This window comes from Sphingomonas oleivorans (assembly GCF_003050615.1).
GTDB classification, from domain to species: Bacteria; Pseudomonadota; Alphaproteobacteria; order Sphingomonadales; family Sphingomonadaceae; genus Sphingomonas_H; species Sphingomonas_H oleivorans.
Window position 1 is genome coordinate 884,854 of sequence record NZ_NWBU01000004.1, and the last position, 23,377, is coordinate 908,230.

At 66.8% G+C, this 23,377-nt stretch carries 22 protein-coding genes; 13 read left to right on the forward strand and 9 right to left on the reverse strand.

What is annotated here, in order from left to right; all coding sequences use genetic code 11:
• Positions 1-19: 19 nt before the first annotated feature.
• Positions 20-460, reverse strand: a complete 441-nt coding sequence (locus tag CLG96_RS04470; RefSeq protein WP_107966587.1) for a hypothetical protein — start codon at positions 458-460, stop codon at positions 20-22.
• 131 nt (positions 461-591) lie between these two features.
• Between CLG96_RS04470 and CLG96_RS04475 the strand changes: the two genes are divergently transcribed.
• From CLG96_RS04475 to ssb, 4 genes are all read left to right on the forward strand, one after another.
• Positions 592-1,233, forward strand: coding sequence for a COQ9 family protein (locus tag CLG96_RS04475; protein ID WP_423828188.1), 642 nt, complete (start codon positions 592-594; stop codon positions 1,231-1,233).
• Positions 1,234-1,304: 71 nt separating this feature from the next.
• A complete protein-coding gene (locus tag CLG96_RS04480; protein WP_107966589.1) occupies positions 1,305-1,541 on the forward strand; it encodes a FeoA family protein in 237 nt (78 codons plus the stop codon).
• Positions 1,538-3,391: a ferrous iron transporter B gene (feoB, locus tag CLG96_RS04485; protein ID WP_107966590.1), complete on the forward strand. Its 1,854-nt coding sequence runs from the start codon at positions 1,538-1,540 to the stop codon at positions 3,389-3,391. The genes CLG96_RS04480 and feoB overlap by 4 nt, the downstream gene beginning before the upstream one ends.
• Before the next feature lie 118 nt (positions 3,392-3,509).
• On the forward strand, positions 3,510-4,046 hold the full coding sequence (ssb, locus tag CLG96_RS04490; protein WP_107966591.1) for a single-stranded DNA-binding protein: 537 nt from the start codon (positions 3,510-3,512) through the stop codon (positions 4,044-4,046).
• A 154-nt stretch (positions 4,047-4,200) separates the two neighbouring features.
• Here the strand turns inward: ssb and CLG96_RS04495 are convergent, their stop codons facing one another.
• On the reverse strand, positions 4,201-4,725 hold the full coding sequence (locus CLG96_RS04495; RefSeq protein WP_107966592.1) for a YceD family protein: 525 nt from the start codon (positions 4,723-4,725) through the stop codon (positions 4,201-4,203).
• Positions 4,722-5,240 (reverse strand): ubiquinol-cytochrome C chaperone family protein, encoded by a 519-nt coding sequence (locus CLG96_RS04500; protein WP_107966843.1) that lies wholly within the window; start codon positions 5,238-5,240, stop codon positions 4,722-4,724. Before CLG96_RS04500 ends, CLG96_RS04495 begins: the two co-directional genes overlap by 4 nt.
• Positions 5,241-5,409: 169 nt before the next feature.
• On the opposite strand from CLG96_RS04500, the gene CLG96_RS04505 reads away from it, so the two are divergent.
• The 5 genes from CLG96_RS04505 to CLG96_RS04525 all read left to right on the forward strand — a co-directional run bounded on the left by CLG96_RS04505 (position 5,410) and on the right by CLG96_RS04525 (position 10,065).
• Positions 5,410-5,898 carry an outer membrane protein assembly factor BamE gene (locus CLG96_RS04505; protein ID WP_107966593.1) on the forward strand — a complete coding sequence of 163 codons (489 nt, stop codon included), beginning with the start codon at positions 5,410-5,412 and terminating at the stop codon, positions 5,896-5,898.
• 193 nt (positions 5,899-6,091) lie between these two features.
• On the forward strand, positions 6,092-7,036 hold the full coding sequence (cysD, locus tag CLG96_RS04510) for a sulfate adenylyltransferase subunit CysD (RefSeq protein WP_107966844.1): 945 nt from the start codon (positions 6,092-6,094) through the stop codon (positions 7,034-7,036).
• Complete coding sequence (gene cysN / locus CLG96_RS04515; protein WP_107966594.1) at positions 7,036-8,967, forward strand: sulfate adenylyltransferase subunit CysN; 1,932 nt, start codon at positions 7,036-7,038, stop codon at positions 8,965-8,967. Before cysD ends, cysN begins: the two co-directional genes overlap by 1 nt.
• Positions 8,964-9,701 carry a 3'(2'),5'-bisphosphate nucleotidase CysQ gene (locus CLG96_RS04520; protein WP_107966595.1) on the forward strand — a complete coding sequence of 246 codons (738 nt, stop codon included), beginning with the start codon at positions 8,964-8,966 and terminating at the stop codon, positions 9,699-9,701. Before cysN ends, CLG96_RS04520 begins: the two co-directional genes overlap by 4 nt.
• An 82-nt stretch (positions 9,702-9,783) precedes the next feature.
• On the forward strand, positions 9,784-10,065 hold the full coding sequence (locus CLG96_RS04525; protein WP_133175342.1) for a hypothetical protein: 282 nt from the start codon (positions 9,784-9,786) through the stop codon (positions 10,063-10,065).
• A gap of 72 nt (positions 10,066-10,137) precedes the next feature.
• Here CLG96_RS04525 and CLG96_RS04530 read toward each other — a convergent pair whose 3' ends face one another.
• Positions 10,138-12,402 (reverse strand): NADP-dependent malic enzyme, encoded by a 2,265-nt coding sequence (locus CLG96_RS04530; RefSeq protein WP_107966845.1) that lies wholly within the window; start codon positions 12,400-12,402, stop codon positions 10,138-10,140.
• Between the two features lie 72 nt (positions 12,403-12,474).
• On the opposite strand from CLG96_RS04530, the gene mutS reads away from it, so the two are divergent.
• Positions 12,475-15,105, forward strand: coding sequence for a DNA mismatch repair protein MutS (gene mutS, locus CLG96_RS04535; RefSeq protein ID WP_107966597.1), 2,631 nt, complete (start codon positions 12,475-12,477; stop codon positions 15,103-15,105).
• 9 nt (positions 15,106-15,114) lie between these two features.
• Here mutS and CLG96_RS04540 read toward each other — a convergent pair whose 3' ends face one another.
• From CLG96_RS04540 to CLG96_RS04560, 5 genes are all read right to left on the reverse strand, one after another.
• Entirely contained in the window at positions 15,115-15,648 is a 534-nt protein-coding gene (locus CLG96_RS04540; protein WP_107966598.1) for a hypothetical protein, read from the reverse strand.
• Positions 15,649-15,658: 10 nt separating this feature from the next.
• Complete coding sequence (locus tag CLG96_RS04545) at positions 15,659-16,828, reverse strand: zinc-dependent alcohol dehydrogenase (RefSeq protein ID WP_107966599.1); 1,170 nt, start codon at positions 16,826-16,828, stop codon at positions 15,659-15,661.
• A gap of 120 nt (positions 16,829-16,948) precedes the next feature.
• Positions 16,949-17,383 carry a response regulator gene (locus CLG96_RS04550; protein WP_207796557.1) on the reverse strand — a complete coding sequence of 145 codons (435 nt, stop codon included), beginning with the start codon at positions 17,381-17,383 and terminating at the stop codon, positions 16,949-16,951.
• A gap of 21 nt (positions 17,384-17,404) precedes the next feature.
• On the reverse strand, positions 17,405-18,088 hold the full coding sequence (locus CLG96_RS04555) for an HWE histidine kinase domain-containing protein (RefSeq protein WP_107966600.1): 684 nt from the start codon (positions 18,086-18,088) through the stop codon (positions 17,405-17,407).
• 2 nt (positions 18,089-18,090) lie between these two features.
• Entirely contained in the window at positions 18,091-18,765 is a 675-nt protein-coding gene (locus CLG96_RS04560; protein ID WP_207796558.1) for a Crp/Fnr family transcriptional regulator, read from the reverse strand.
• A 290-nt stretch (positions 18,766-19,055) separates the two neighbouring features.
• On the opposite strand from CLG96_RS04560, the gene CLG96_RS04565 reads away from it, so the two are divergent.
• The 3 genes from CLG96_RS04565 (at position 19,056) to CLG96_RS04575 (ending at position 23,351) form a co-directional block, all read left to right on the forward strand.
• Entirely contained in the window at positions 19,056-19,256 is a 201-nt protein-coding gene (locus CLG96_RS04565) for a hypothetical protein (protein ID WP_107966602.1), read from the forward strand.
• Positions 19,257-19,667: 411 nt separating this feature from the next.
• Entirely contained in the window at positions 19,668-21,020 is a 1,353-nt protein-coding gene (locus tag CLG96_RS04570; protein ID WP_107966847.1) for a dicarboxylate/amino acid:cation symporter, read from the forward strand.
• Between the two features lie 72 nt (positions 21,021-21,092).
• A complete protein-coding gene (locus CLG96_RS04575) occupies positions 21,093-23,351 on the forward strand; it encodes an NADP-dependent malic enzyme (RefSeq protein WP_107966603.1) in 2,259 nt (752 codons plus the stop codon).
• Positions 23,352-23,377: the final 26 nt, after the last annotated feature.

Consider the following 23,377-nt stretch of genomic DNA (forward strand, 5'->3'; position numbering starts at 1 on the left):
GACGGCCCGGCGCCTTTCCTCAGCCGAGCCGAATCCTGCCGGGCGACGTTGCGGACGGCTCGGCCAGGCTCAGCGCATCGATCCTGCTCTCCCGCTCGATCCTGCGAAGCAGCGCTGCGAGGATGCGGATCGTATCCGAGCAGAATCCCACCGAATCCTGCCTGATCCGATCGGGCGTCCACATCGCCATATAGGCACGCAGCCATTCCGAAAATCCGGCCGCGTCCTGCGGCAGGGCGGACGACGCCTGCCTCACCCGCATGGTCCCGCCGGGCCGGACGCCGGGATAGAGCATCTCATCCTCGTCCGAAAGCTGCGCCAATAGATGCCGGCACAGCTCCCAGCGAACGATGGATATCTCGCCGGCGCTCAGCCGTACCGCGGAGACCGATTCGATCAGCCTCTGCGCCAGCGCGCCGAGCTGATCCTGGTCCGAAAGCCGTTCCGCAATATCCGCCATGCGCCCGAGGCTAGGAGCCCAATCGTCAGCAAAGCGTAAATGCATTGCGGTCGTGCCGGCTCGCCCGGCCGATCGGCCCTTGCCTCAGGCGGCGAGCGGCCTATTCTTTCGCCATGACGACGCCTCAGGACATGACGCTCGACGAGCTGCGCGAGGCGCTCGGCGCCATCCTGCCCACCCATGCGGCCTTTGACGGCTGGTCCCCGGCCGCGCTCGAAGCCTCCGCCGATCAGCTCGGCGTGCCTGCCGATCGCGCGCGCCTCGCCTTTCCCGGCGGCGCGGTGCAGATGATCGACGCCTGGTTCGCCACGATCGACCGGGCGATGGCGGCAGCCTTCCCGCCCGAACGCATCGCCACGATGAAAATCCGCGATCGCATCCGCGCGCTCGTCCTGTTCCGGATAGAGATGGTCGCTCCGCATCGCGAGGCGCTGCGCCGCGCGCTCGCCATATTGGCGCTGCCCACCAATGTGGCGCAGGCGACAAGGCTCGGCTGGCGCGCGGCGGATGCGATGTGGCATGGAGCGGGCGACCGCGCAGCCGATTTCGCCTGGTACAGCAAGCGCTTCACGCTTTCCGCCCTCTATGCCTCCACGCTCCTCGCCTTTCTCGACGATGAGAGCGAGCATTGGGCGGATACGCGCGCCTTCCTCGATCGCCGCATCGAGGATGTGATGCGATTCGAGCGGCTCAAGGCGCGGCTGAAGCCGCATCCAGAACGCTATTTCAGCCCCACCCGCTTCCTCGGCCGGCTACGCTATCCGGCGATGTAAGCCCGCACTGGCATTTCGCTCGCGTTATTGATAATCAGTTGCACATTGTCCGTCTCATTGGATATGTGCACGTGCGCCTCGATGAACTGCCGCTGCGCCATTTGGCCCAGATTTCTGCGATTCGCTGGTCCGATCTGCGCGAGGCCGAGGCCCGGCGCCTGCGCGAACTGGGCTTTGACGAAGGCGTGCGGGTAGAGGCGCTTCATCGCGGTCCTTTCGGGCTCGATCCGATCGCCTGCCGCGTCGGGCGCATGACGATCGCGCTCCGCCGCGCCACTGCCGCTGCGATTCTCGTCGAGGCAGCATGAACCCTGCGCCGATGATTGCGCTCGTCGGCAATCCCAATGCCGGCAAATCGGCGCTGTTCAACGCGCTTACCGGCGCGCGCCAGAAGGTTGGCAATTATCCGGGCGTGACGGTGGAGCGGAAATCGGGCCGCATGGCGCTGCCCGACGGCCGGCCGGTCGAGCTGATCGACCTTCCCGGCACCTACAGCCTGACCCCCGCTAGCCCCGACGAGGCCGTCACCCGCGACGTGATCTTCGGCCGGCAGGAAGGCGAGCGACTGCCGACCGCGCTGGTCGTGGTCGTCGATGCGACCAATCTCGACAATCATCTGCGCTTCACGCTGCAACTGATCGATCTCGGCCTGCCGCTCGTGGTGGCGCTCAACATGATCGATATGGCGAAGCGCGACGGGCTGACGATCGATGCCGACGCGCTGTCGCGCGCGCTAGGCGTGCCGGTCGTGCCCACGGTCGCCGTCCGGCGCGGGGGCATAGAGGGCCTGAAGAACGCGCTTGCCGAAATCATCGGCGATGGCAGCCATGTCGCCCGGCCCCGCGACGTCGAGACCCCGGATTTCGCCCAGCTCCAGCGCCGCGCGCGGCGGATCGCCCATGCCGCGACCTCCGAACAGGGCGGCGCGCGCCGCTGGACGCAGGCGTTCGACAAGGTGGCGCTCCATCCGGTCGCCGGGCCGATCCTGCTCGGCCTGCTGCTGTTCGTGATGTTCCAGGCGGTGTTCGCCTGGTCCGAAGCGCCGATCGGCTGGATCGAGGATCTGTTCGCGGCGCTTCAGCAAGGCGTGACGGGGCTCCTGCCGGCAGGCGTCCTCCGTTCGCTGATCGTCGACGGGATCATCGCCGGTGTCGGCTCGGTGGTGGTCTTCCTGCCGCAGATCCTGATCCTCTTCTTCTTCATCCTGCTCCTGGAAGCGTCGGGCTATATGGTCCGCGCGGCCTTTCTGATGGATCGGCTGATGGCGGGCGTCGGGCTGTCGGGACGGGCCTTCATCCCCCTCCTCTCCTCCTTCGCCTGCGCCATTCCCGGCATCATGGCGACACGTACTATCGACGATCCGCGCCACCGGCTGACGACCATCCTGATCGCGCCGCTGATGACCTGTTCGGCGCGCCTGCCGGTCTATGCCGTCATCATCGCCGCCTTCATCCCGGCGCGCGACGTAGGCTATGGCATCGGCCTGCAGGGCCTCGTCCTGTTCTGCCTCTATGTCACGGGCATCATCGGCGCGATGCTCGCCGCGCTCGTCTTCCGCCGCACCATCGCGCGCGGCGCCAATGCCGGCTTCCTCATGGAAATGCCCAAATATCAGCTCCCCGTCTGGCGTGACGTCGCGATCGGGCTGTGGCAGCGCGCAATCGTCTTCCTGCGCCGCGCGGGCACGATCATCATGGGCGTCACGGTGGCGCTCTGGGCGCTGCTCGCCTTTCCACAGGCGCCCGCGGGGCAGAGCCAGGTCGAATATTCGATCGCCGGCCGCATCGCCTCCGGGCTGGAGACGGTCGTCCGCCCGATCGGCTTCAACCATGACATGGCGCTGGCGCTGATCCCCGCCATGGCGGCGCGCGAGGTGGCCGTCTCGGCACTCGCCACCGTCTATGCGATCGACAGCCAGGATGAGGTGCAGGCCGAGCATTCGCTGGTCGAACGGCTGCGGGGTCGCTGGTCGCTGCCCACCGCGCTCGCCTTCCTGATGTGGTTCGTCTTCGCGCCGCAATGTCTTTCGACCATCGCGGTGATCCGGCGCGAGACGAATGGCTGGAGGTGGCCGATGTTCGCGCTCGCCTATCTGTTCGGGCTGGCCTATCTCGCCGCCGGTGCTACATATTGGGCGGCAACCGCCCTCGGGCTTTAGGCCCCCTCACCAACAGCGTCATTCCGGCACCCGCCGGAATCTCTCTTGCCTGTGAGCGGGCCGGGAATAGTGGATTCCGGCATTTGCCGGCATGACGAACAGGAGTTGGGACAGGCATATGGCCGGCAGCGTCAACAAGGTGATCATCGTCGGCAATCTGGGCCGCGATCCCGAATCGCGCAGCTTCCAGAATGGCGGCAAGGTGGTGAACCTGCGTATCGCCACGTCGGAAACGTGGAAGGACCGCAACACGGGCGAGCGCCGCGAGAAGACCGAATGGCATTCGGTGGCCATCTTCTCCGAGCCGCTGGCACGCGTCGCCGAACAATATCTGCGCAAGGGCAGCAAGGTCTATGTCGAAGGCCAGCTCCAGACGCGCAAATGGCAGGATCAGCAGGGCCAGGACCGCTACACCACCGAAATCGTGGTGCAGGGCTTCAACGGCACGCTCACCCTCCTCGATCGCCGCGAGGGCGAAGGCGCCGGCGGCCGCGGCGGCGACTGGGGCGGCGAGGAAGAGAGCGGCTTCGGCGGCGGATCGAGCGGCGGCTATGGCGATCGCGGCGGATTCGGCGGCGGCCGCAGCAGCGGTTCCGCCCCGTCACGCCCGTCAAACCCGTTCAACGACGATCTGGACGACGACGTCCCGTTCTAAAAGCCACATCGTCGCCCCGGCGAAGGCCGGGCCCATGTCTCTCTCCGCCAAAGACAGCCTATGTGGAGAGAGACATGGATCCCTGCCTTCGCAGGGATGACGGGCTTGGGGCGGCAATCGCTCTTCATGCCCGCCTCCGACCGACAGGTCCCGTCTATTCGCCCAGCTTCTCCTTGAGCGCCTTGAGCGCGCCGAACGGCCCCGCCTCGCCCTCCTCCAGCACGCCCGCCGCCTTCAGCACGGCATCGGCATCGGAGCTGCGTGGAAAGGGATCGAGCGAGAGCGCCAGCGTCTCCGCCGCCGCCTCGCCCAGATCGACCGCGCCGCCTTCATAGGTCACGACATCGCAATCGGCCTCGCTGAGCTCGATCTCCTCGGCCTGCTCCCCTTCCTCCTCGGGCACGAAGCGCAGCGAGAAGGCGGTATCGATCATGGCCGGCAACGGATTGCCCGTCGCGACGCAGCTCTGCACCGCCTCGGCGCGCAGCCGCCCCTCGGCCGAGACGATCGATCCGATCCGCGTCAACGCCGCTTCCGCCTCCAGCCGGCCGATCGCGACCAGCCCGAAGCGCCGGGCGAGCGCCGCGCGCTCCGCCTCGTCCGCCTCAATCTCGATCCGCCGCGGCGCATCGCCCAAAATGTCCAGTCGAACGGGGCGGGAAAATTCATTCTCGATCATGGTCTGGGAAGCTCACCCTTGAGGATCGTCGCGGTCGGCGTCGCCACCAATGCCGCATGGAAGGCGCGCAGCCGCGCGGCACCCGCCGCCAACGCCGCATTCGCCGGCTGCACGCCGCGATATAGGTTGCGCAGCAGGGCGCCTTCCAGGTCGCCGCCCTCCGCCAGCCCCGCACGATAGGCGGTCAGCCGCCCGCCCAGCGCGCTCATCATCCGGCCGATATGCTTGCCGACGACGATGTCGCCAATTCCCGCCTGGCGAAGCTGCCCGTCCATATCGTCGACGAACAGCTCGGTCAGATGGGCGGAGGGCGCACGCCCCTCCTCGCCCGCCTGCTCCAGCCGGATCAGCAGCAGCGACAGCACCGCCGCAATCATGTCGAACCGCCCGTCGAGCGTATCCGCCACGCCGCCGTCGCGATACCAGACGGGCTGACGCCCCTCGCGCACGATCGCATCATAGAGCGGGATCAGATCATGTTTCGGGTCCTGCCCACCGAACAGCCGCCGCCACATCGCCACCGCCAATTCAGCTCACTCCCAATTCGGCTCATCCTCGCCGGATTCCGCAGGCCCGCTTGCCGGCTGCCGCTGCGCGGCATATTGAGGCGGTCCCGCCCCGATGCAATCCCGTCGGGCCGGACGGCCGCCTTCCGGGCCGATGTGGCGTTGAGGAGAATAGCGAATGTCGGCAAACATGCCCCGTCTGGGCGCGATCGTCGCCGGGATTGCGGCGCTGGGGCTTGCCTCGGGCTGTGCGCAGATCAGGGATCATAAGGGCTATGTCGTCGATTCGACGCTGATCGACACGGTCAGGCCCGGCGTCGACAATCGCGATTCGGTTGCCCGCACGCTCGGCAATCCCAGCTTCGCCAGCCAGTTCGACCGGGGCGCCACCTGGTATTATCTCTCGCGCGACACGCGCCAGCTCGCCTTCGCCAGCCCGCGCCCGGTGGGGCAGATGCTGCTCGCGGTGCGCTTCGATTCCGCCGGCAATGTGGTGGGCGTGGAAAAGAGCGGCATGGAGAATGTCGTCTCCATCTCGCCCGATGGCGACAAGACGCCGACGCTCGGCCGCGATCGCGGCTTCCTGAGCGAGCTGTTCGGCAATATCGGCCGTGTCGGCGCCGCCGGCGCAGCACCGGGCGGCGGCACGGCGGACAATCCCAACTGATCCGCCTCCGCCCGGAGCGGAGGTGGGTCCGCTATCGGGCCCTAAAGAGAAAAATGATTCCCGTGCGCCGTCAAATCGGCAACAGCGCCGCGCGGAGGCGGGCGCATGTCTGCCATTCCGCCCCTATATGGACGTTTCGACGCGCGCCGCCCGCGCTGCGGCACGCCCGAAGCAGCAGAGGACGCACGACCGAATGACCGGCCAAACGCCCGGCGAACGGCCCGGAACAGGGATCGATCCCGTCACGCTCACGCATCTCCAGCGGCTGGAGGCGGAGAGCATCCATATCCTGCGCGAGGTGGTGGCGGAGGCCGAGCGCCCCGTCATGCTCTATTCGGTCGGCAAGGATTCGGCGGTGATGCTGCATCTGGCGCGCAAGGCCTTCTATCCCTCGCCGCCGCCCTTCCCGCTGCTGCATGTCGATACGACGTGGAAGTTCAAGGCGATGTACGAGCTGCGCGACCGGATGGCGCGCGAAAGCGGCATGGAGCTTCTCGTCTATCGCAATCCCGAGGCGGTCGAGCGCGGCATCAACCCGTTCGACCATGGCGCGCTCCACACCGACATGTGGAAGACGGAGGGGCTGAAGCAGGCGCTCGACCTTTATGGCTTCGACGCGGCCTTCGGCGGTGCGCGGCGCGACGAGGAGAAGAGCCGCGCCAAGGAGCGCATCTTCTCCTTCCGCACCGCCAATCATCGCTGGGACCCGAAGAACCAGCGCCCCGAGCTCTGGCATCTCTATAATGCCCGCAAGGCGAAGGGGGAGAGCATCCGCATCTTCCCCATCTCCAACTGGACCGAGCTCGACATCTGGCAGTATATCCATCTGGAGAATATCCCGATCGTCCCGCTCTATTTCGCCGCACCCCGGCCGACCGTGGTGCGCGACGGGCTGACGCTCATGGTCGATGACGATCGCTTCCCGCTGCGGCCCGGCGAGGTGCCGGAGGTGAAGTCGATCCGCTTCCGCACGCTCGGCTGCTATCCGCTGACGGGCGCGGTCGAGAGCAAGGCCGCAACCCTGCCCGAAGTGATCCAGGAAATGCTGCTCACCACCACGTCCGAGCGCCAGGGCCGCGCGATCGACCATGATCAGGCCGCCAGCATGGAGAAGAAGAAGCAGGAGGGCTATTTCTGATGGCGAGCATAGCCGAAGCTCCCTCCTACAAGGCCGATGCCCTCATCGCCGAGGATATCGACGCCTATCTGCTCCAGCATCAGCACAAGTCGCTGCTGCGCTTCATCACCTGCGGCAGCGTGGACGACGGCAAGTCCACGCTGATCGGGCGCCTCCTCTATGATTCGAAGATGATCTTCGAGGATCAGCTCGCCGCGCTCGAGGCGGATTCGAAGCGGGTCGGCACGCAGGGCCAGAATATCGATTTCGCGCTGCTCGTCGACGGGCTCGCCGCCGAGCGCGAGCAGGGCATCACCATCGACGTCGCCTACCGCTTCTTCGCGACCGACAAGCGCAAGTTCATCGTCGCCGACACGCCGGGGCATGAGCAATATACGCGCAACATGGTGACGGGCGCCTCCACCGCGGATCTCGCCGTGATCCTGGTCGATGCGCGCAAGGGCATCCTCACCCAGACACGCCGCCACAGCTATCTCGCCCATCTGCTCGGCATCCGGAAGCTGGTGCTCGCGGTCAACAAGATGGACCTGATCGGCTATGATCGCGAAGCCTATGAGGCGATCGTCGCCGATTATCGCGCCTTCGCCACCGGCATCGGCATAGCGGACTTCACCGCCATTCCGATCTCGGGCTTTATCGGCGACAATATCACCGGCCCCTCCGCCAACACCCCCTGGTATCGCGGCCCTGCGCTGATCGAGCATCTCGAAACGGTCGAGCTCGACGTGGAGAGCGATCAGGCGCGGCCGTTCCGTCTGCCGGTCCAGTGGGTCAACCGCCCCAATCTCGATTTCCGCGGCTTTTCGGGGCTGATCTCCTCAGGGACGATCCGCCCGGGCGACAAGGTGCGCGTCCTCCCCTCGGGCAGGACATCGACCGTCGACCGCATCGTCACGCTCGACGGAGACCTTCCGCAGGCGGTCGCCGGCCAGTCGGTGACGCTGACGCTCGCCGACGAGATAGACTGTTCGCGCGGCGACGTGATCGTGCTCGCCGACGATCCGTCCGAAGTGGCCGACCAGTTCGAGTCAACGATCGTGTGGATGGCGGACGAGCCGCTGCTGCCCGGCCGCTCCTATTGGCTCAAGCTCGGCACGCGGACCGTCTCGGCCACCGTCCAGACGCCCGAATATCAGATCAACGTCAACACGATGGAGCATCTGGCGGCCAAGACGCTGGAGCTCAATGCCATCGGCGTCGCGAATATCGCCACCGATCGGCCGATCGTGTTCGAGCCCTATCAGGCGAACCGGGATCTCGGCGGCTTCATCCTGATCGACAAGATCAGCAATGCGACGGTCGCCGCCGGCATGATCCGCATCGCGCTGCGCCGCAGCCAGAATGTCCATTGGCAGGCGATCGAGGTATCGCGCGAGGCGCATGCCGCGCAGAAGAACCAGCGGCCCCGGCTGCTCTGGTTCACCGGCCTTTCCGGCGCGGGCAAATCGACCATCGCCAATCTCGTCGAGAAGAAGCTGCATGCGCTGGGCAAGCACAGCTTCCTGCTCGACGGCGACAATATCCGCCATGGCCTCAACAAGGATCTCGGCTTCACCGATGCCGATCGGGTGGAAAATATCCGCCGCGTAGGCGAGGTCGCCAAGCTGATGACGGATGCGGGGCTGATCGTGCTCACCGCCTTCATCTCCCCCTTCCGCGCGGAGCGGGAGATGGTGCGCCAGATGCTTCCGCAAGGCGAGTTCGTCGAGATTCATGTCGATACGCCGCTCGCCGAGGCGGAGCGGCGCGACGTGAAGGGCCTCTACCGGAAGGCGCGCGCCGGCGAGCTCAAGAACTTCACCGGCATCGATTCGCCCTATGAGCCGCCCGAAAGCCCCGAGATCCGCATCGACACGACCGTCACCAGCCCCGAACGGGCGGCCGAGCTGATCGTCGAGCGCGTCATCGGCCCCTGGGTGCACGAGCTGTGAGCGATGCGGCGCTCGCCCGCCATATCGCCGAAACTGCGGGCGAGCTTCTCCTGACCTTGCAGGCTTCCGGCCTGATCCAGGGCAAGGCGCTCGGCCGGGCGGGAGACCGCGTCGCCAACGCCTTCATCGTCGAGGCGCTGCGCCAGGCGCGGCCGGATGATGCGCTGCTATCGGAGGAGGAGGCCGCCGATCCGGCGCGGCTCGGCCACAGCCGCGTCTGGATCGTCGATCCGCTCGACGGCACGCGCGAATATAGCGAGGGTCGCAGCGACTGGGCGGTGCATGTGGCGCTCGCGATCGACGGCGTCGCCGCCATCGGCGCGGTGGCGCTGCCCGCCCTGTCGCTCACGCTCGGATCGGATGATCCGCCCCCCATCGCCTGCGCCGGCGAAGCGCCGCTCCGCATGCTCGTCAGTCGCAGCCGCCCTGCCGCCCATGCGGTGGCGGTCGCCGAGGCGCTGGCGGCAGAGCTGGTGCCGATGGGATCGGCGGGTGCCAAGGCGATGGCGGTGGTGCGCGGCGAGGCCGACATCTATCTTCATTCGGGCGGGCAGTATGAATGGGACAGTTGCGCCCCCGTCGCGGTCGCCCGCGCGGCGGGCCTGCATGTCAGCCGCATCGACGGCAGCCCGCTCGTCTATAATCGCGAGGATCCCTATCTTCCCGATCTCTTGATCTGCCGGAAGGAACATGCGCGGCGCGTGCTGGATCTGGTCGCCCGGATCGACGCCTGATCCTCGGCTCGGCGCAATGCCACTTGCACACCCGCTGCGCGTTGGCAGAGTCGGATGCATCGCGAAGGACGAGGATGAAGCGATGAGCGACGCTCACCATGAATGGACGGTCCACGAATTGGACGAACTGCGCAATCTGGACGCCCAGGGCGTGCCGACGGACGAGATCGCCCGGCGCCTGAGCCGCAGCAAGGACGATATCGAGGATCGGCTTTCCCTGCTTCGACATGCCGATGGCCAACGAATGCCCGAGCCGTCCTTCGGACCCGACGAAGAAGGCGACGTGTCTCCCTCGACGCACGACACGGACGGCGATCCCGCCGCCTGGGTCCATGTGGATCGGCCGCCGACGCATCGCGACTAATGCGGAACCGCTAGAACGTCCTTCACCCGACCGCGCTCAGCCTGAGCGCGGGGATTTCAACCCAGCCGTGCTCTAACGCGCTATCCCCGCCGCCGCGAGCACGGCGAGCGTCAGCAGCTCGGAGGCGGTCGCGGACATGGTCGCGATCTGCACCGGATGCTCCATGCCCACCAGCATCGGGCCGATCACCGATCCGCTGCCCAGCTCGCGCAGCAGCTTGGCGGAGATATTGGCCGACTGGAGGCCGGGCATGATCAGCACATTGGCCGGGCCTGACAGGCGGTTGAACTGATAATTCCGCGCCACCGCCGGATTGAGCGCCACGTCGGGCGCCATTTCGCCTTCATATTCGAAATTCGGCTGGCGCTCGTCGAGAATGGCGATGGCGGCGCGGATATTTTCGAGCCAGGTACCCGGCGGATTGCCGAAGGTGGAATAGGAAATGAAGGCGACGCGCGGCTCATGCCCCATGCGCCGCGCGACGGCGGCGGTATGCTCCGCGATCGCCGCCAGCTCCTCCGGGCCCGGCCGTTCCGTCACCATCGTGTCCGCCATGAAGATGGTGTGGCTCTTGCCGACGACGATATGAATGCCGCACGGGCGCCGCCCCTGTTCCGGATCGATCACGCGCCGCACCTGGCGCAGCGATCGGGCGTAGGTGCGCGTGATGCCGGTGATCATCGCATCCGCCTCGCCCAGCGCGACGAGCAGCGCGCCGAACACGTTGCGGTCCTGATTGACCATCGCCTCTATCTCGCGGCGCAGATAGCCGCGCCGCTGCAACCGGGCATAGAGATGATCCACCATCTTCGGCACGAGCGGCGAGATGCGGCTATTGTGCAGCTCGAAGCTTTCGGGATCGTCGACGCCCAGCGCGCGCAACCGGTCCGGCACATCGTCGCGCCCGACGAGCACGGGCGTGCCATAGCCGCCGTCGCGGAAAGCGATCGCGGCGCGCAGCACCACCTCCTCCTCCGCCTCGGCGAAGACGACGCGCTTGGGATTGGCCCGCGCCGTCTCATGCGCCGCCGCCAACACGCCGGTGGTGGGATTGAGCCGCGCGCGCAGGCTTTCGCGATAGTCGTCCATGTCCAGTATCGGCTGGCGCGCCACGCCCGAATCCATCGCCGCCTGCGCGACGGCGGCGGGCACCACCTCCATCAGCCGCGGATCGAAGGGAGCCGGGATGATATAGTCGCGCCCGAAACGCGGCGCGGTGCCGCCATAGGCCGCCGCCACCTCCTCCGGCACCTGCTGCCGCGCGAGGGCCGCAAGCGCGTTGGCGGCGGCGATCTTCATCTCGTCATTAATCGTCGTCGCCCGCACGTCGAGCGCGCCGCGGAAGATGAAGGGGAAACCGAGGACATTGTTGACCTGGTTCGGATAATCCGAACGGCCGGTGGCGACGATCGCGTCGGGCCGCGCGGCATGCGCCTCGTTCGGCGTGATCTCCGGATCGGGATTGGCCATGGCGAAGATGATCGGCCGCGCCGCCATCGAACGTACCATATCCTGCGTGACGGCGCCCTTGACCGAAAGGCCCATGAACACGTCCGCGCCCTTCAGCGCCTCTGCCAGCGTGCGCTTGTCGGTCGGCACCGCATGGGCCGACTTCCACTGGTTCATGCCGGCTTCGCGGCCCTGATAGATCACGCCCTTGGAATCGCACAGCAGCACGCGATCCGAAGGCACGCCCATCGCCTTGATCAGTTCGGTGCAGGCGATCGCGGCCGCACCCGCGCCGTTCACCACCACCGTCATGTCGGAAAGGCTGCGCCCCGTCAGATGCGCGGCATTGATCAGGCCGGCCGCGGCGATGATCGCGGTGCCATGCTGGTCGTCATGGAAGACGGGGATGTTCATCCGCTCGCGCAGCGTCTGCTCGATGATGAAACATTCGGGCGCCTTGATGTCCTCAAGATTGATGCCGCCGAAGCTCGGCTCCATCAGCGCGACGGCATTGATGAAGGCATCGACATCCTCGGTGGCGAGCTCAAGGTCGATCGAATCCACGTCGGCGAAGCGCTTGAAGAGCACCGCCTTGCCCTCCATCACCGGCTTGGAGGCGAGCGCGCCGAGATTGCCGAGGCCGAGAATCGCCGTACCATTGGAGATTACCGCAACGAGATTGCCCTTGGCGGTATAGTCATAGGCTGCCGCCGGATCGGCGGCGATGGCGCGCACGGGCACGGCCACGCCCGGCGAATAGGCCAGGCTCAGGTCGCGCTGCGTCGCCATCGGCTTGGACGCGATGATCTCGATCTTGCCCGGACGTCCCGTGGAATGGAACAGCAGCGCCTCGCGCTCGGAAAACTGCACGTTGCCGCTCTCGCTCATCGCAATCTCCAATAGATATTCCGGCCTATTGGGGCATGGCTGCCGTTGCAACAAGCCGCTATCAGGCCGCTCATGGCGGGAACGATGAAAAACGGTACGGCGGCAGCACAAACGACGCCGATGATGGCACAATATTTGGCGTTGAAGGCGCAATGCCCCGATTGCCTGCTATTTTATCGGATGGGCGATTTCTTCGAGCTGTTCCTCGAAGATGCGCGGATCGCCGCCGCCTGCCTCGATATCGCGCTGACGGCCAGGGGCGAGCATGACGGCGCGGCCGTGCCCATGTGCGGCGTGCCCGCCCATTCGGCGGAAAGCTATCTCGCCCGCCTGATCAAGGCCGGCCACCGCGTCGCCATTGCCGAGCAGACCGAGACGCCCGCCGAGGCGAAGAAGCGTGGCGGATCGAAGGCGCTGGTCGGCCGCGCGATCGTCCGCGTCGTCACGGCCGGCACGCTGACCGAGGAGACGCTGCTCGACGCGCGCGCCGCCAACTGGCTGGTCGCCATCGCCGAAGCGGGCGGCGCGCTGGGCCTCGCCGCCGCCGACATCTCGACCGGCCGGTTCGAGATCGCCGCCCTGGTGCCCGGCGCGCTCGATGCCGAGCTCGCCCGGCTGGGCGCGGCCGAGATCATCGTGCCGGAGGGCTTTTCCTATGATCTGCCAGCCGCCTATCCTACGCCCGACGGCTTCGACAGCATCGCAGCCGAGCGCCGGCTGAAGGCGCTGTTCGGCGTCGCCACGCTCGACGGCTATGGCGGCTTCTCCCGCGCCGAGCTCGCCGCCGCGGGCGGGCTCCTCGCCTATCTCGATCGCGCGGGCCAGGGCACGCTACCCTTCCTCCAGCCGCCGCGCCGGCGGGCGGCCTCCGATCATATGATGATCGACGCCGCCACCCGCGAAAGCCTGGAGATCACCGCGGCAGCCGGCGGCGGGCGCAAGGGCAGCCTGCTCGACGCGGTCGACCGCACCGTCACCGGTGCCGGCGCGCGCCTGCTCGCCGCCGATCTCGGCGCGCCGCTCACCGAGATCGCCCCGATCGAGGCGCGACTCGATCTCGTCGCGCTGTTCGCCGGCGATGGCGGGCTGCGCGACATGCTGCGCAGCAAATTGCGCGCGCTCCCCGATATCGGCCGTGCGCTCGGCCGGCTCGCGGCGGGTCGCGGCGGCCCGCGCGACCTGGGCCTGCTCCGCGACGGCCTCGACGAAGGCTATGGCCTGCACCAGATATTGGAGCGGATCGCCCCCCGCCCCATGCTGCTCGACGCGTTGCTACCCCGCTTCATCGGCCATGGCGCGCTGGTCGACATACTGCGCCGCGCGCTGGTCCCCTCGCCTCCCATCGATGCTTCCAATGGCGGCTATATCGCCGAGGGCTACGACCCCGCGCTCGACGATCTGCGCGGTCAGGGCGGCGAGGGCCGCCGCGCCATCGCGGCGCTCGAGGCGCGCTATCGCGACGAGACGGGCATCGCCGCGCTCAAGATCCGCCACAATGCGGTGCTCGGCTATCATATCGAGGTGCCGGCCCGACATGCCGATCGCCTGCTCAAGGCGGATTCGGGCTTCACCCATCGCCAGACGCTCGCCGGCGTAGTCCGCTTCAACGCGCCCGAGCTGCACGACCATGCGATGCGCGTCACCCAGTCCGGCGCGCATGCGCTCGCGGCCGAAGCGGCGCATCTGGAGGAGCTGACCGCCGCCACGCTCGCCCGCGCCGCGGAAATCGCCGCCACCGCCGATGCGCTGGCCCGGCTCGACGTCGCCGCCGGCCTCGCCGAACGGGCGAGCGAGGGTGGCTGGTGCCGCCCCGCCTTTACCGATCATCCCTGTTTCGAGGTGGAGGGCGGCCGTCATCCGGTGGTGGAAAGCGCCGTCGCCGCCTCGGGCGACCGTTTCGTCGCCAATGACTGCCGCCTCTCGCCCGACAACCGGCTATGGCTCGTCACCGGCCCGAACATGGGCGGCAAATCCACCTTCCTGCGCCAGAATGCCGCGATCGCGATTCTCGCCCAGGCCGGCGCCTTCGTGCCGGCGACGAAGGCGACGATGGGCCTGGTCGATCGGCTGTTCAGCCGCGTCGGCGCATCCGACAATCTCGCGCGCGGCCGTTCCACCTTCATGGTCGAGATGGTCGAAACCGCCGCGATCCTGGCCCAGGCGACCGAACACAGCTTCGTCATCCTCGACGAGGTCGGCCGCGGCACCTCGACCTATGACGGCCTCGCCATCGCCTGGGCGGTGGTGGAGGCGGTGCACGACCTCAACCGCTGCCGTTGCCTCTTCGCCACTCATTATCATGAGCTGACGCGGCTCGCCGAACGGCTCGATGCCCTGTCGCTGCACCATGTCCGCGCGCGCGAATGGAAGGGCGACCTCGTCCTGCTGCACGAGCTGGCGCGCGGCCCCGCCGATCGCAGCTATGGCATCGCCGTCGCACGGCTGGCCGGGCTGCCGCCGCCCGTGCTCGCCCGCGCAGGCGACGTGCTGAAGCGGCTGGAAGCGGGCCGCGCCGCGACCGGCGGCCTCGCCGCCGGGCTGGACGATCTGCCCCTCTTCGCCGCGGCCGCCGCGAAGCCGGAGGAGGCACCCGATCCGTTGCGCACCGCGCTGGATGCGATCGATGCCGACGCGCTTTCGCCCAGGGACGCGCTCGACCTCATCTACCGGCTCAAACGGCTCGCAGCCGAGGGCGAAAGCTGATCCGCCAGTTCAAGCGGGTTGCATCTGCGGCATGACAGCGGACGGCTGGGCAGCCACCCGGGCGGCCTTGCCGCGCATCGCTTCCGGCGGCTGGGGAAAGCCCGAACGGCCGCTATAATCGCGCAGGCCGCCCGTCTTCGGACGCCTGTTCTGCGCGGTCAGCATGCTCGCGCAGGCGATGTCGATGGCGGCGATGCCCGCCACCGCCGCCATCGCGATGCCGACATTGCGGCGCCGGCCGCCATCGGCCTTGAGTCCCCGGGCCAGTGTCGCCAGATCGAGCGCGTCGCCGCCCGCGCGGCTCCAGATGGCGGGCGCGGGGTTGGCCGAAAGCGCCCCGACGCCGGAGACCATCTCGCGCGCGCCATAGGCGCGGATCAGCCTCTCCTTGCCCTCCAGCCCCAGCGAGCGCGCCAGCAGCCTCGGCGCCGCCAGCTCGGCGACGCCCAGGCCGATCGAAAGCCAGCCGAGGCTGCGCGCGATTCGGTCCGCGGAGGTCAGCGAGCCGCGGGTGCCGCCATCATCATGATGCAACTGGTTCATGCCTCTTCTCCTAGGGCCGAAGGACGACCTTGATGCAGCTGTCCTGCTTGTTCTCGAACATGCGGTACATGTCCGGCCCGTCGGCCAGATCGCCGCGATGCGTGATGACGAAGGAAGGATCGATCTGCCCGTCGGCAATCAGCGACAGCAGCTCGCTGGTCCAGCGATTGACATGGGTCTGGCCGGTACGGACAGTAAGCCCCTTGTTCATCAGCATGCCGAACGGCAGCTTGTCGATCAGCCCAGCATAGACGCCGGGAATCGAAAGAATTCCCGCCGGGCGGCAGACATAGATCATCTCGCGCAGCACGTGCGGCCGATCCGTCTCCAGCATCGCCGCCTGCTTGACCCGGTCATAGACGCTGTCGAGCGTGGCCGTGGCATGCGCCTCCATCCCCACCGCATCGATACATTTTTCCGGCCCCTTGCCGTCGGTCAGCTCGTTGAGCCGCTCGATCACGCTCTCATCGTCGAAATTGATCGTGATCGCGCCGCCGGCCGCCGCCATGCTCAGCCGCTCGGGCAGATTGTCGATCGCCACCACCTGTTTCGCGCCGAGCAGGATCGCGCTGCGGATCGCCATCTGGCCCACGGGGCCCGCACCCCATATCGCCACCGTGTCGGTCGGCTCGATGTCGCACTGGATGGCGGCCTGCCAGCCGGTCGGGAATATGTCCCCCAGGAACAGCACCTGCTCGTCGGACAACCCGTCGGGGATCTTCACATGCGTCTTGTCGGCAAATGGTATGCGGACATATTCGGCTTGCCCGCCCTGATATCCGCCGGTCAGATGGGTGTAGCCGAACAGACCGGCGGTCCTATGGCCGAATATCTTGTCGGCCACATCCTTGTTGCGGTTGCTACGCTCGCAGACGGAGAAATTGCCGCGTCGGCACTGATCGCATTCGCCGCAGATGATGGTGAACGGCACGACGATCCGGTCGCCCTTTCTGAGCGCCTTATTCTCTGGCCCGACCTCGATGACCTCGCCCATGAATTCATGGCCCACCACATCGCCGGGTTCCATTCCCGGAATCATATTGTGGAACAGGTGCAGGTCCGATCCGCAGATCGCGCAGGCCGTCACCTTTATGATCGCGTCGCGAGGCTCCTCGATCTCGGGATCGGGCACCGTTTCGTAGCGAATATCCTTCTTGCCGTGCCAGACGAGGGCCTTCATCGCGCATCTCCTGTCTTCGAGGCCTTCCCCAAGGGCAGCGATCGCATGAACGCGCCCGGCCCCCCTGCGCTCCAACGAAGGCCTCGGCGCCGGAATCATCGCCGGATCAGGCGCGCGAGATCAGAGCGACGAATGATCGCTCTGGGCAGGCATCTCCATGCTCCGGTCGGCCTCCTTCTGCTCGGCCAGTTCGAGTGCCTTTACGATCGAATCCGGATCGAACGGCTTTTCGCACCGCACGACATCGGCATAGCGCGCCGGCAGCGACGCATCCTCATCGCTGGTGGCCAGAATGAAAGGCACATGCCTTTCGCGCAGCATATCGGCCAGGGGGCAGGATTTTTCCTGGGCCAGATCGATATCGAGCACGGCGCCGTCGATTGGAGCCTCGGTCGCCAGCATCGCCTCCGCCTCGGCGCCTCCGGGAACGGGCCCGACGATGATCGCACCATGTTGCTTCAGCCCCCGCTTCATATCGTCGGCGAGGATATATTCATCCTCCACGATCAGAATGCGGCGTCCGGCGACGCAGTCGACAAATGCTCCTTTCATCATCCATCTCCTTGCTTTTCTTTATTATTGATGGGCCGGCTGTTCTCCGGCTCCTTCTGCTACGCTCTCTGCATCTATCCGGAAGAAATGGCGCGCGCCCGATGCCGGAGGCAGGCTGATCCGCGCGCTAAATCCCGTTTCCGCAAATTCCAGCCGCGTCTCGGCCTTCAGCTCATAGGCCAGTCCCTGCTGGAGCAGTTCCAGCCCGAATCCCTGCGTCGGCGCGAGATTGGTGAGTGGTTCGGCCACGCTCTCGCGCCATTCCAGCTCCAGCCGCTCGTCCTCGATCCACCAGTGCACCGAAAGCCCGCGGCCCGCCTCCGCCAGCCCGCCATATTTGACGGCATTGGTCGCCAGCTCGTGGATCGCCAGCCGCATCGTCTCCGCCGCGCGGCCAAGCAGGCGGACATTGGGCCCGGAAAGCGCCAGCGCCCCATCCTCCCGCACGGCATAGACGAGCAGCTCCTCGGCGATCAACGTCTTGAAATCGATCCCGCTCCGCCATCCGCGGATCAGCGCCGCCTGGGCCCGGGCGAATGCCGCAAGACGGCCGTCGAGATGCGCCTGATATTCCTCCACGCTCTCGCTATTCTCGCCCGTACGACGGGCGATGTGGCGTACCGCGGCAAGATTGTTGCGAAGACGCCGTTTGAGTTCCGCGATCTGGGCCTTCAACGCTGCCGTATCCTCTCCCTCCTTGTCCGGCATCGTCACTCGACCACAGGCTTGATCTCGCCGCCATTGGCGTCGAACTGCGCGCCCTCATGGTCGAGGTGGAGATAATTGGGGTGGAAGAGGCTCACCCGCTGGAGCTCGGCCAGATCGGGAATCCTGAGCTCGCGTCCCTTGAGCACGATCAGGCCGGACGCCCGCAGATCCTGGAGCGTGCGATTGACATGCACCGGGGTGAGCCCCGTCGCTTCCGCCAGTTCGGTCTGGGTCACCGGCATCTCGCATATGTCGCCATGAGTACGTCCCACGGCGCGCAGCCGCAGGAACAGTTCACAAAACAGATGGGCGAGCCTTTCGGTTGCGTTGCGCTGTCCGATATTCACCGTCCATTCGCGCTGTACTGCCGCACTTACCAGCGCCTGCCAGGCCAGCGCCTGATGGATGCGGGGATAGGTTGCCATCAGCCGGTCGATCGTGCTGCGCGAGATTTCCGCGAAGGTGAGCGCCGTCAGCGCGCCGATCGAATGATCCATCTCGTGCAGCATCGATATGTCGAGGTCGCACATGTCGCCGGGTATGAAGAAGGCGATGATCTGCCGGCGTCCGTCCTCCAGCGTCTTGTAGCGGCAGGCCCAGCCTTCGAGGACCAGATTCACGTCACGAGGGCTGTCGCCCTCGCGAATGATGTCCTCGCGGGCGCGGATGCGGCGCACCCGTTCGGAAGCCGCCTTCGTCAGGGCGTCACGCTCTTCAGCCGATAGATGTACGAAGCCTTCTAGCTTTTTTATCAGTGCCGTAGCCATCTGGCGTCCCTGTTGCCTTGGCGAAGATTAGACCCCCGGGGGAAGCGGCGGACTCACCTATGTTGCCCCACTGGTGGCCCCTCCTCCCGGCCCCGGGCTGGCGACGAAGGAACGCCAACCATACAGAAACTTACCTTTGTAAAAGCGCCGTCTACGACAACTCTTCTAATCCGGTTCGGCAGGACGGACAGGAGAGCATCATGAACCGGAGCGACCTCCAATATTATGCGGACCGCGCAATCTGCCAGCTGGCGCTCGCCCAGCGCGCCCGCAAGACGGAGGCGAGCAGCGCGCATCTGCGCCTGGCGCAGCTTCATCTCGCGCGCCTGCGCGACGGGCTGGCGGCGCCGGAGCTGATGGATCGCGAACAGCTCGGCTGGGGCGACGAGGCCCGCCACTAGCCTCGCGCGATCCGATTGGCCGATCCACCCGCTCATCCGTGCAGCCGGTCGCGAAGCATTCGGGCCGGACACCTCTCGCTTCGCCACGCTGCCTCGCCTTCCATCCCCCTGTCCCGCCGGGCGGGGCGATCCGCCGGCCCTAACATGCCGGCCAAGGCGTCGGATCCCCGCGTCTTGGCATCTGCACCGATCGTACAGTCTCTTGCGGGCCCTCCCAAGCTGCCGCAATGCGGGGTGGATATCCCCACCGCATTCGGCAAGCAGCTGAAAAAGCTCACATCCCGGCGTCCACAAACGCCCTGACGGCAGAAAAGCCATTTTCCTCGCCGCCCCCTGCCGTCTACCGTGCCCCCCGCGTCCCGGGCCATCATCCCCGGCGATGACATGAAGCGGGACATGCGGGGGGAATGGATGGCGCTGATCGCACGGGAATATCCGGGGGAGCCGGAGCGGCTACGGCAGGGGCTGCATCGGCACCTCTACTTCCAAGTGCTGGCGGCGATCGCGCTGGGCACGCTGCTGGGCTATTATTGGCCTGCCATGGGCGAAGCGCTGAAGCCGCTCGGCGATGGCTTCATCAAGCTCGTCAAGATGATCATCGCGCCGGTAATCTTCCTGACGGTGACGACCGGCATCGCCGGCATGAAGGAGCTGGGGTCGGTCGGCCGCGTCGCCGCCAGGGCCTTCGCCTATTTCCTCTGCTTCTCCACGCTTGCGCTGGTCGTCGGCCTGGTCGTCGCCAATCTTCTCCAGCCGGGCGCCGGAATGCATATCGCGCCGGCCAGCCTCGATGCCGGCGCTGTCGCCAGCTTTGCCGAAAAGGCGCATGAAAGCACGATCACCGGCTTTCTCCTCTCGATCATCCCGACCACCATCCTCTCCGCGCTCACCGAAGGCTCGATCCTCCAGGTGCTGTTCGTCGCGATCCTGTTCGGCGTCGCGCTGTCGCTGGTCGGCGATCCCGCCCGGCCGCTCATCGACCTGCTCGATCGGCTGTCGCTGGTCGTGTTCCGCCTGGTCGGCATATTGATGCGCGCGGCCCCCATCGGCGCGTTCGGCGCGATCGCCTTCACCATCGGCAAATATGGCATCGGATCGCTGGTCAATCTCGGCGCGCTGGTTGCATCCTTCTATGCCACCTCGCTGCTGTTCGTGGTGGTGGTGCTGGGGCTGGTGGCGCGGCTCAACGGCTTCTCAATCTTCCGCTTGATCCGCTATCTCCGCGCCGAGCTGCTGCTCGTGCTCGGCACCTCCTCGTCCGAAGCGGCGCTTCCCAATCTGATCGACAGGCTGGAACGCGCCGGCTGCGCCAGGCCGGTGGTCGGACTGGTCGTGCCGATGGGCTATTCCTTCAATCTCGATGGCACCAACATCTATATGACGCTCGCCGCGCTGTTCATTGCCCAGGCGACCGACATTCCCCTCTCGATCGGCGAGCAAATAGCGCTGCTGCTCGTCGCGATGCTGAGTTCGAAGGGCGCGGCCGGCGTCACCGGCGCGGGCTTCATCACGCTCGCCGCAACGCTCTCGATCGTGCCGAGCGTGCCGGTCGCGGGTATGGCGCTGATTCTCGGCGTCGATCGCTTCATGTCCGAATGCCGCAGTCTCACCAATTTCATCGGCAATGCGGTAGCCACCCTCGTCGTCGCCCGCTGGGAAGGGAGCCTCGATGGAGCCGCGCTCGATCGCGCGCTGGCGGGGCATCCGCCCGAAGCCATAGCCGGAGCGCAAGGCAGCCCGGCCGATGCAACAACTGGACGATAGGGCCATAGGCCGCCATTAAGCCGGCTGCGAAGGCGGATCCGCCTTCGTCGGCGCCACGGAACGGAGCATGTGATGGACGAAGATTTCCGCCAGGCGGCACTGGATTATCATCGTCTGCCCCGCCCAGGCAAATTGTCCGTCGAGCCCACCAAGCGGATGGAGACGCAACGCGATCTGGCGCTCGCTTATTCGCCCGGCGTGGCCGCCGCCTGCGAGGCGATCGTCGCCGATCCGGACAAGGCGCGCGACTATACGGCGCGCGGCAATCTCGTCGCGGTCATCACCAACGGCACCGCCGTGCTCGGCCTCGGCAATATCGGCGCGCTCGCCTCCAAGCCGGTGATGGAGGGCAAGGTCGTCCTGTTCCGCAAATTCGCCGGGCTGGATGCGTTCGACATAGAGGTCGACGCGACCGACCCCGCTAAATTCTGCGACGTCGTGGCGGCGCTCGAGCCGAGCTTCGGCGGCATCAACCTCGAAGACATCAAGGCCCCCGAATGTTTCGCGATCGAGGCGGAGCTGCGGCGCCGGATGAAGATCCCCGTCTTCCATGACGATCAGCATGGCACGGCGATCGTCTGTGCGGCGGCGGTGCGCAATGCGCTTCTCCTCCAGGGCAAGCGGATCGAGGATGTCCGGCTCGTCACCTCCGGCGCGGGTGCCGCCGCGCTCGCCTGCGTCGATCTGCTCGTCTCGATGGGGCTCCGGATCGAAAATGTCACGCTGACGGATATCAAGGGCGTCATCCATGAAGGCCGCGATGCGGACATGCTGCCCAACATGGCGCGCTATGCCCGCGCGACCGACGCGCGCACGCTGGGCGAAGTGATTGCGGGCGCAGACATCTTCCTCGGCCTGTCCGCGCCGCGCGTGTTCAAGCCCGAATGGCTGCCGCTGCTCGCCGAAAAGCCGCTGATCCTAGCGATGGCCAATCCGGAGCCCGAAATCCTGCCCGAGCTGGTCCATGCCGCGCGGCCCGACGCGATCGTCGCCACCGGCCGTTCGGACTATCCGAACCAGGTCAACAACGTCCTCTGCTTCCCCTATATCTTCCGCGGCGCGCTCGACGCGCAGGCGACCGAGATCAATGAGGCGATGAAGCATGCCGCGGTCGAGGCGCTGGCGGGCCTGGCGCGCGTCGAGCCGGAGGAGACGGTCGCCAATGCCTATGGCGGCCAGCCGCTGCTGTTCGGGCATGACCATATCATCCCCAAGCCTTTCGATCCGCGCCTGATCCTGGAAATCGCGCCCGCCGTCGCCAAGGCTGCGGCGGACAGCGGCGTGGCGCTCAGGCCGATCGCCGATCTCGACGCCTATCGCGAGCGGCTGTCGCGCTATTCCAATCGCTCGATCCAGCTCATGATGCCCGTGTTCGAGGCCGCGCGCCGCAATCTGAAGCGCGTCGCCTATGCCGCGGGCGAGAGCGAAGCGGTGCTGCGCGCGGCGCAGACGGTGGTCGACGAGCGGCTCGCCCGGCCGATACTGGTCGGCCGGCGCGAGGTGGTCACGCGCAGGATCGAGGCGCTCGGCCTACGTATCCGGATCGACCATGATATCGAGCTGTTCGATCCCACCGTGGAGACCGAGCTGTTCCTGAGGCTGGGCGACCGCTATGCCCGGCTGGTGGAGCGGCGCGGCGTGCCGCCCGAAGCCGCGCGCCGCCGGCTGCGCCAGCAGCCGAGCGTGGCAGCGGCAATGCTGCTCGAATCGGGCCGAGCCGATGCCGCGCTATGCGGCACCCCCGCCGACTGGTGGCGCGAGACGCGCTATGTGCTGGAAGCCATTCCGCGCGCCGAGGGGGTCGATCGTGTCTCGGCGCTCACCGCGCTGATCCACTCGGGCGGCACGCTCTTCTTCGCGGACACGCATCTCAACGTCGATCCGACGGCCGAGCAGGTCGCGGAAATCACGATGCTCGCCGCCGATCAGGTACGTCGCTTCGGCATCACGCCCAAGGTGGCGCTCGTATCCCATTCCAATTTCGGCGCATCGAGCTCGCCCACCGCGCGCAAGATGCGCCAGGCGCTGGCTCTGATCCGCACGCACGCGCCCGAGCTGGAGGTCGATGGCGAGATGCACGCCGATGCGGCGATCAATCCCGCCATCCGCGCCCGGTCGGTCCTGACGAGCGCGCTCGAAGGCGCTGCGAACCTGCTCGTCATGCCTTCGCTCGATGCCGCCAACATCGCGCTCACCCTGCTCTCCTCCGTGTCGAAGGGCTTGCCGGTGGGCCCGATCCTGCTCGGCATGGCCAAGCCGGTCCATGTCCTCGTGCCGAACACGACGACGCGCGGCATCGTCAACATGACCGCGCTCGCCGTAGCCGATTGAGCGTTCGTTCGAGGAGGGGGCCAGCC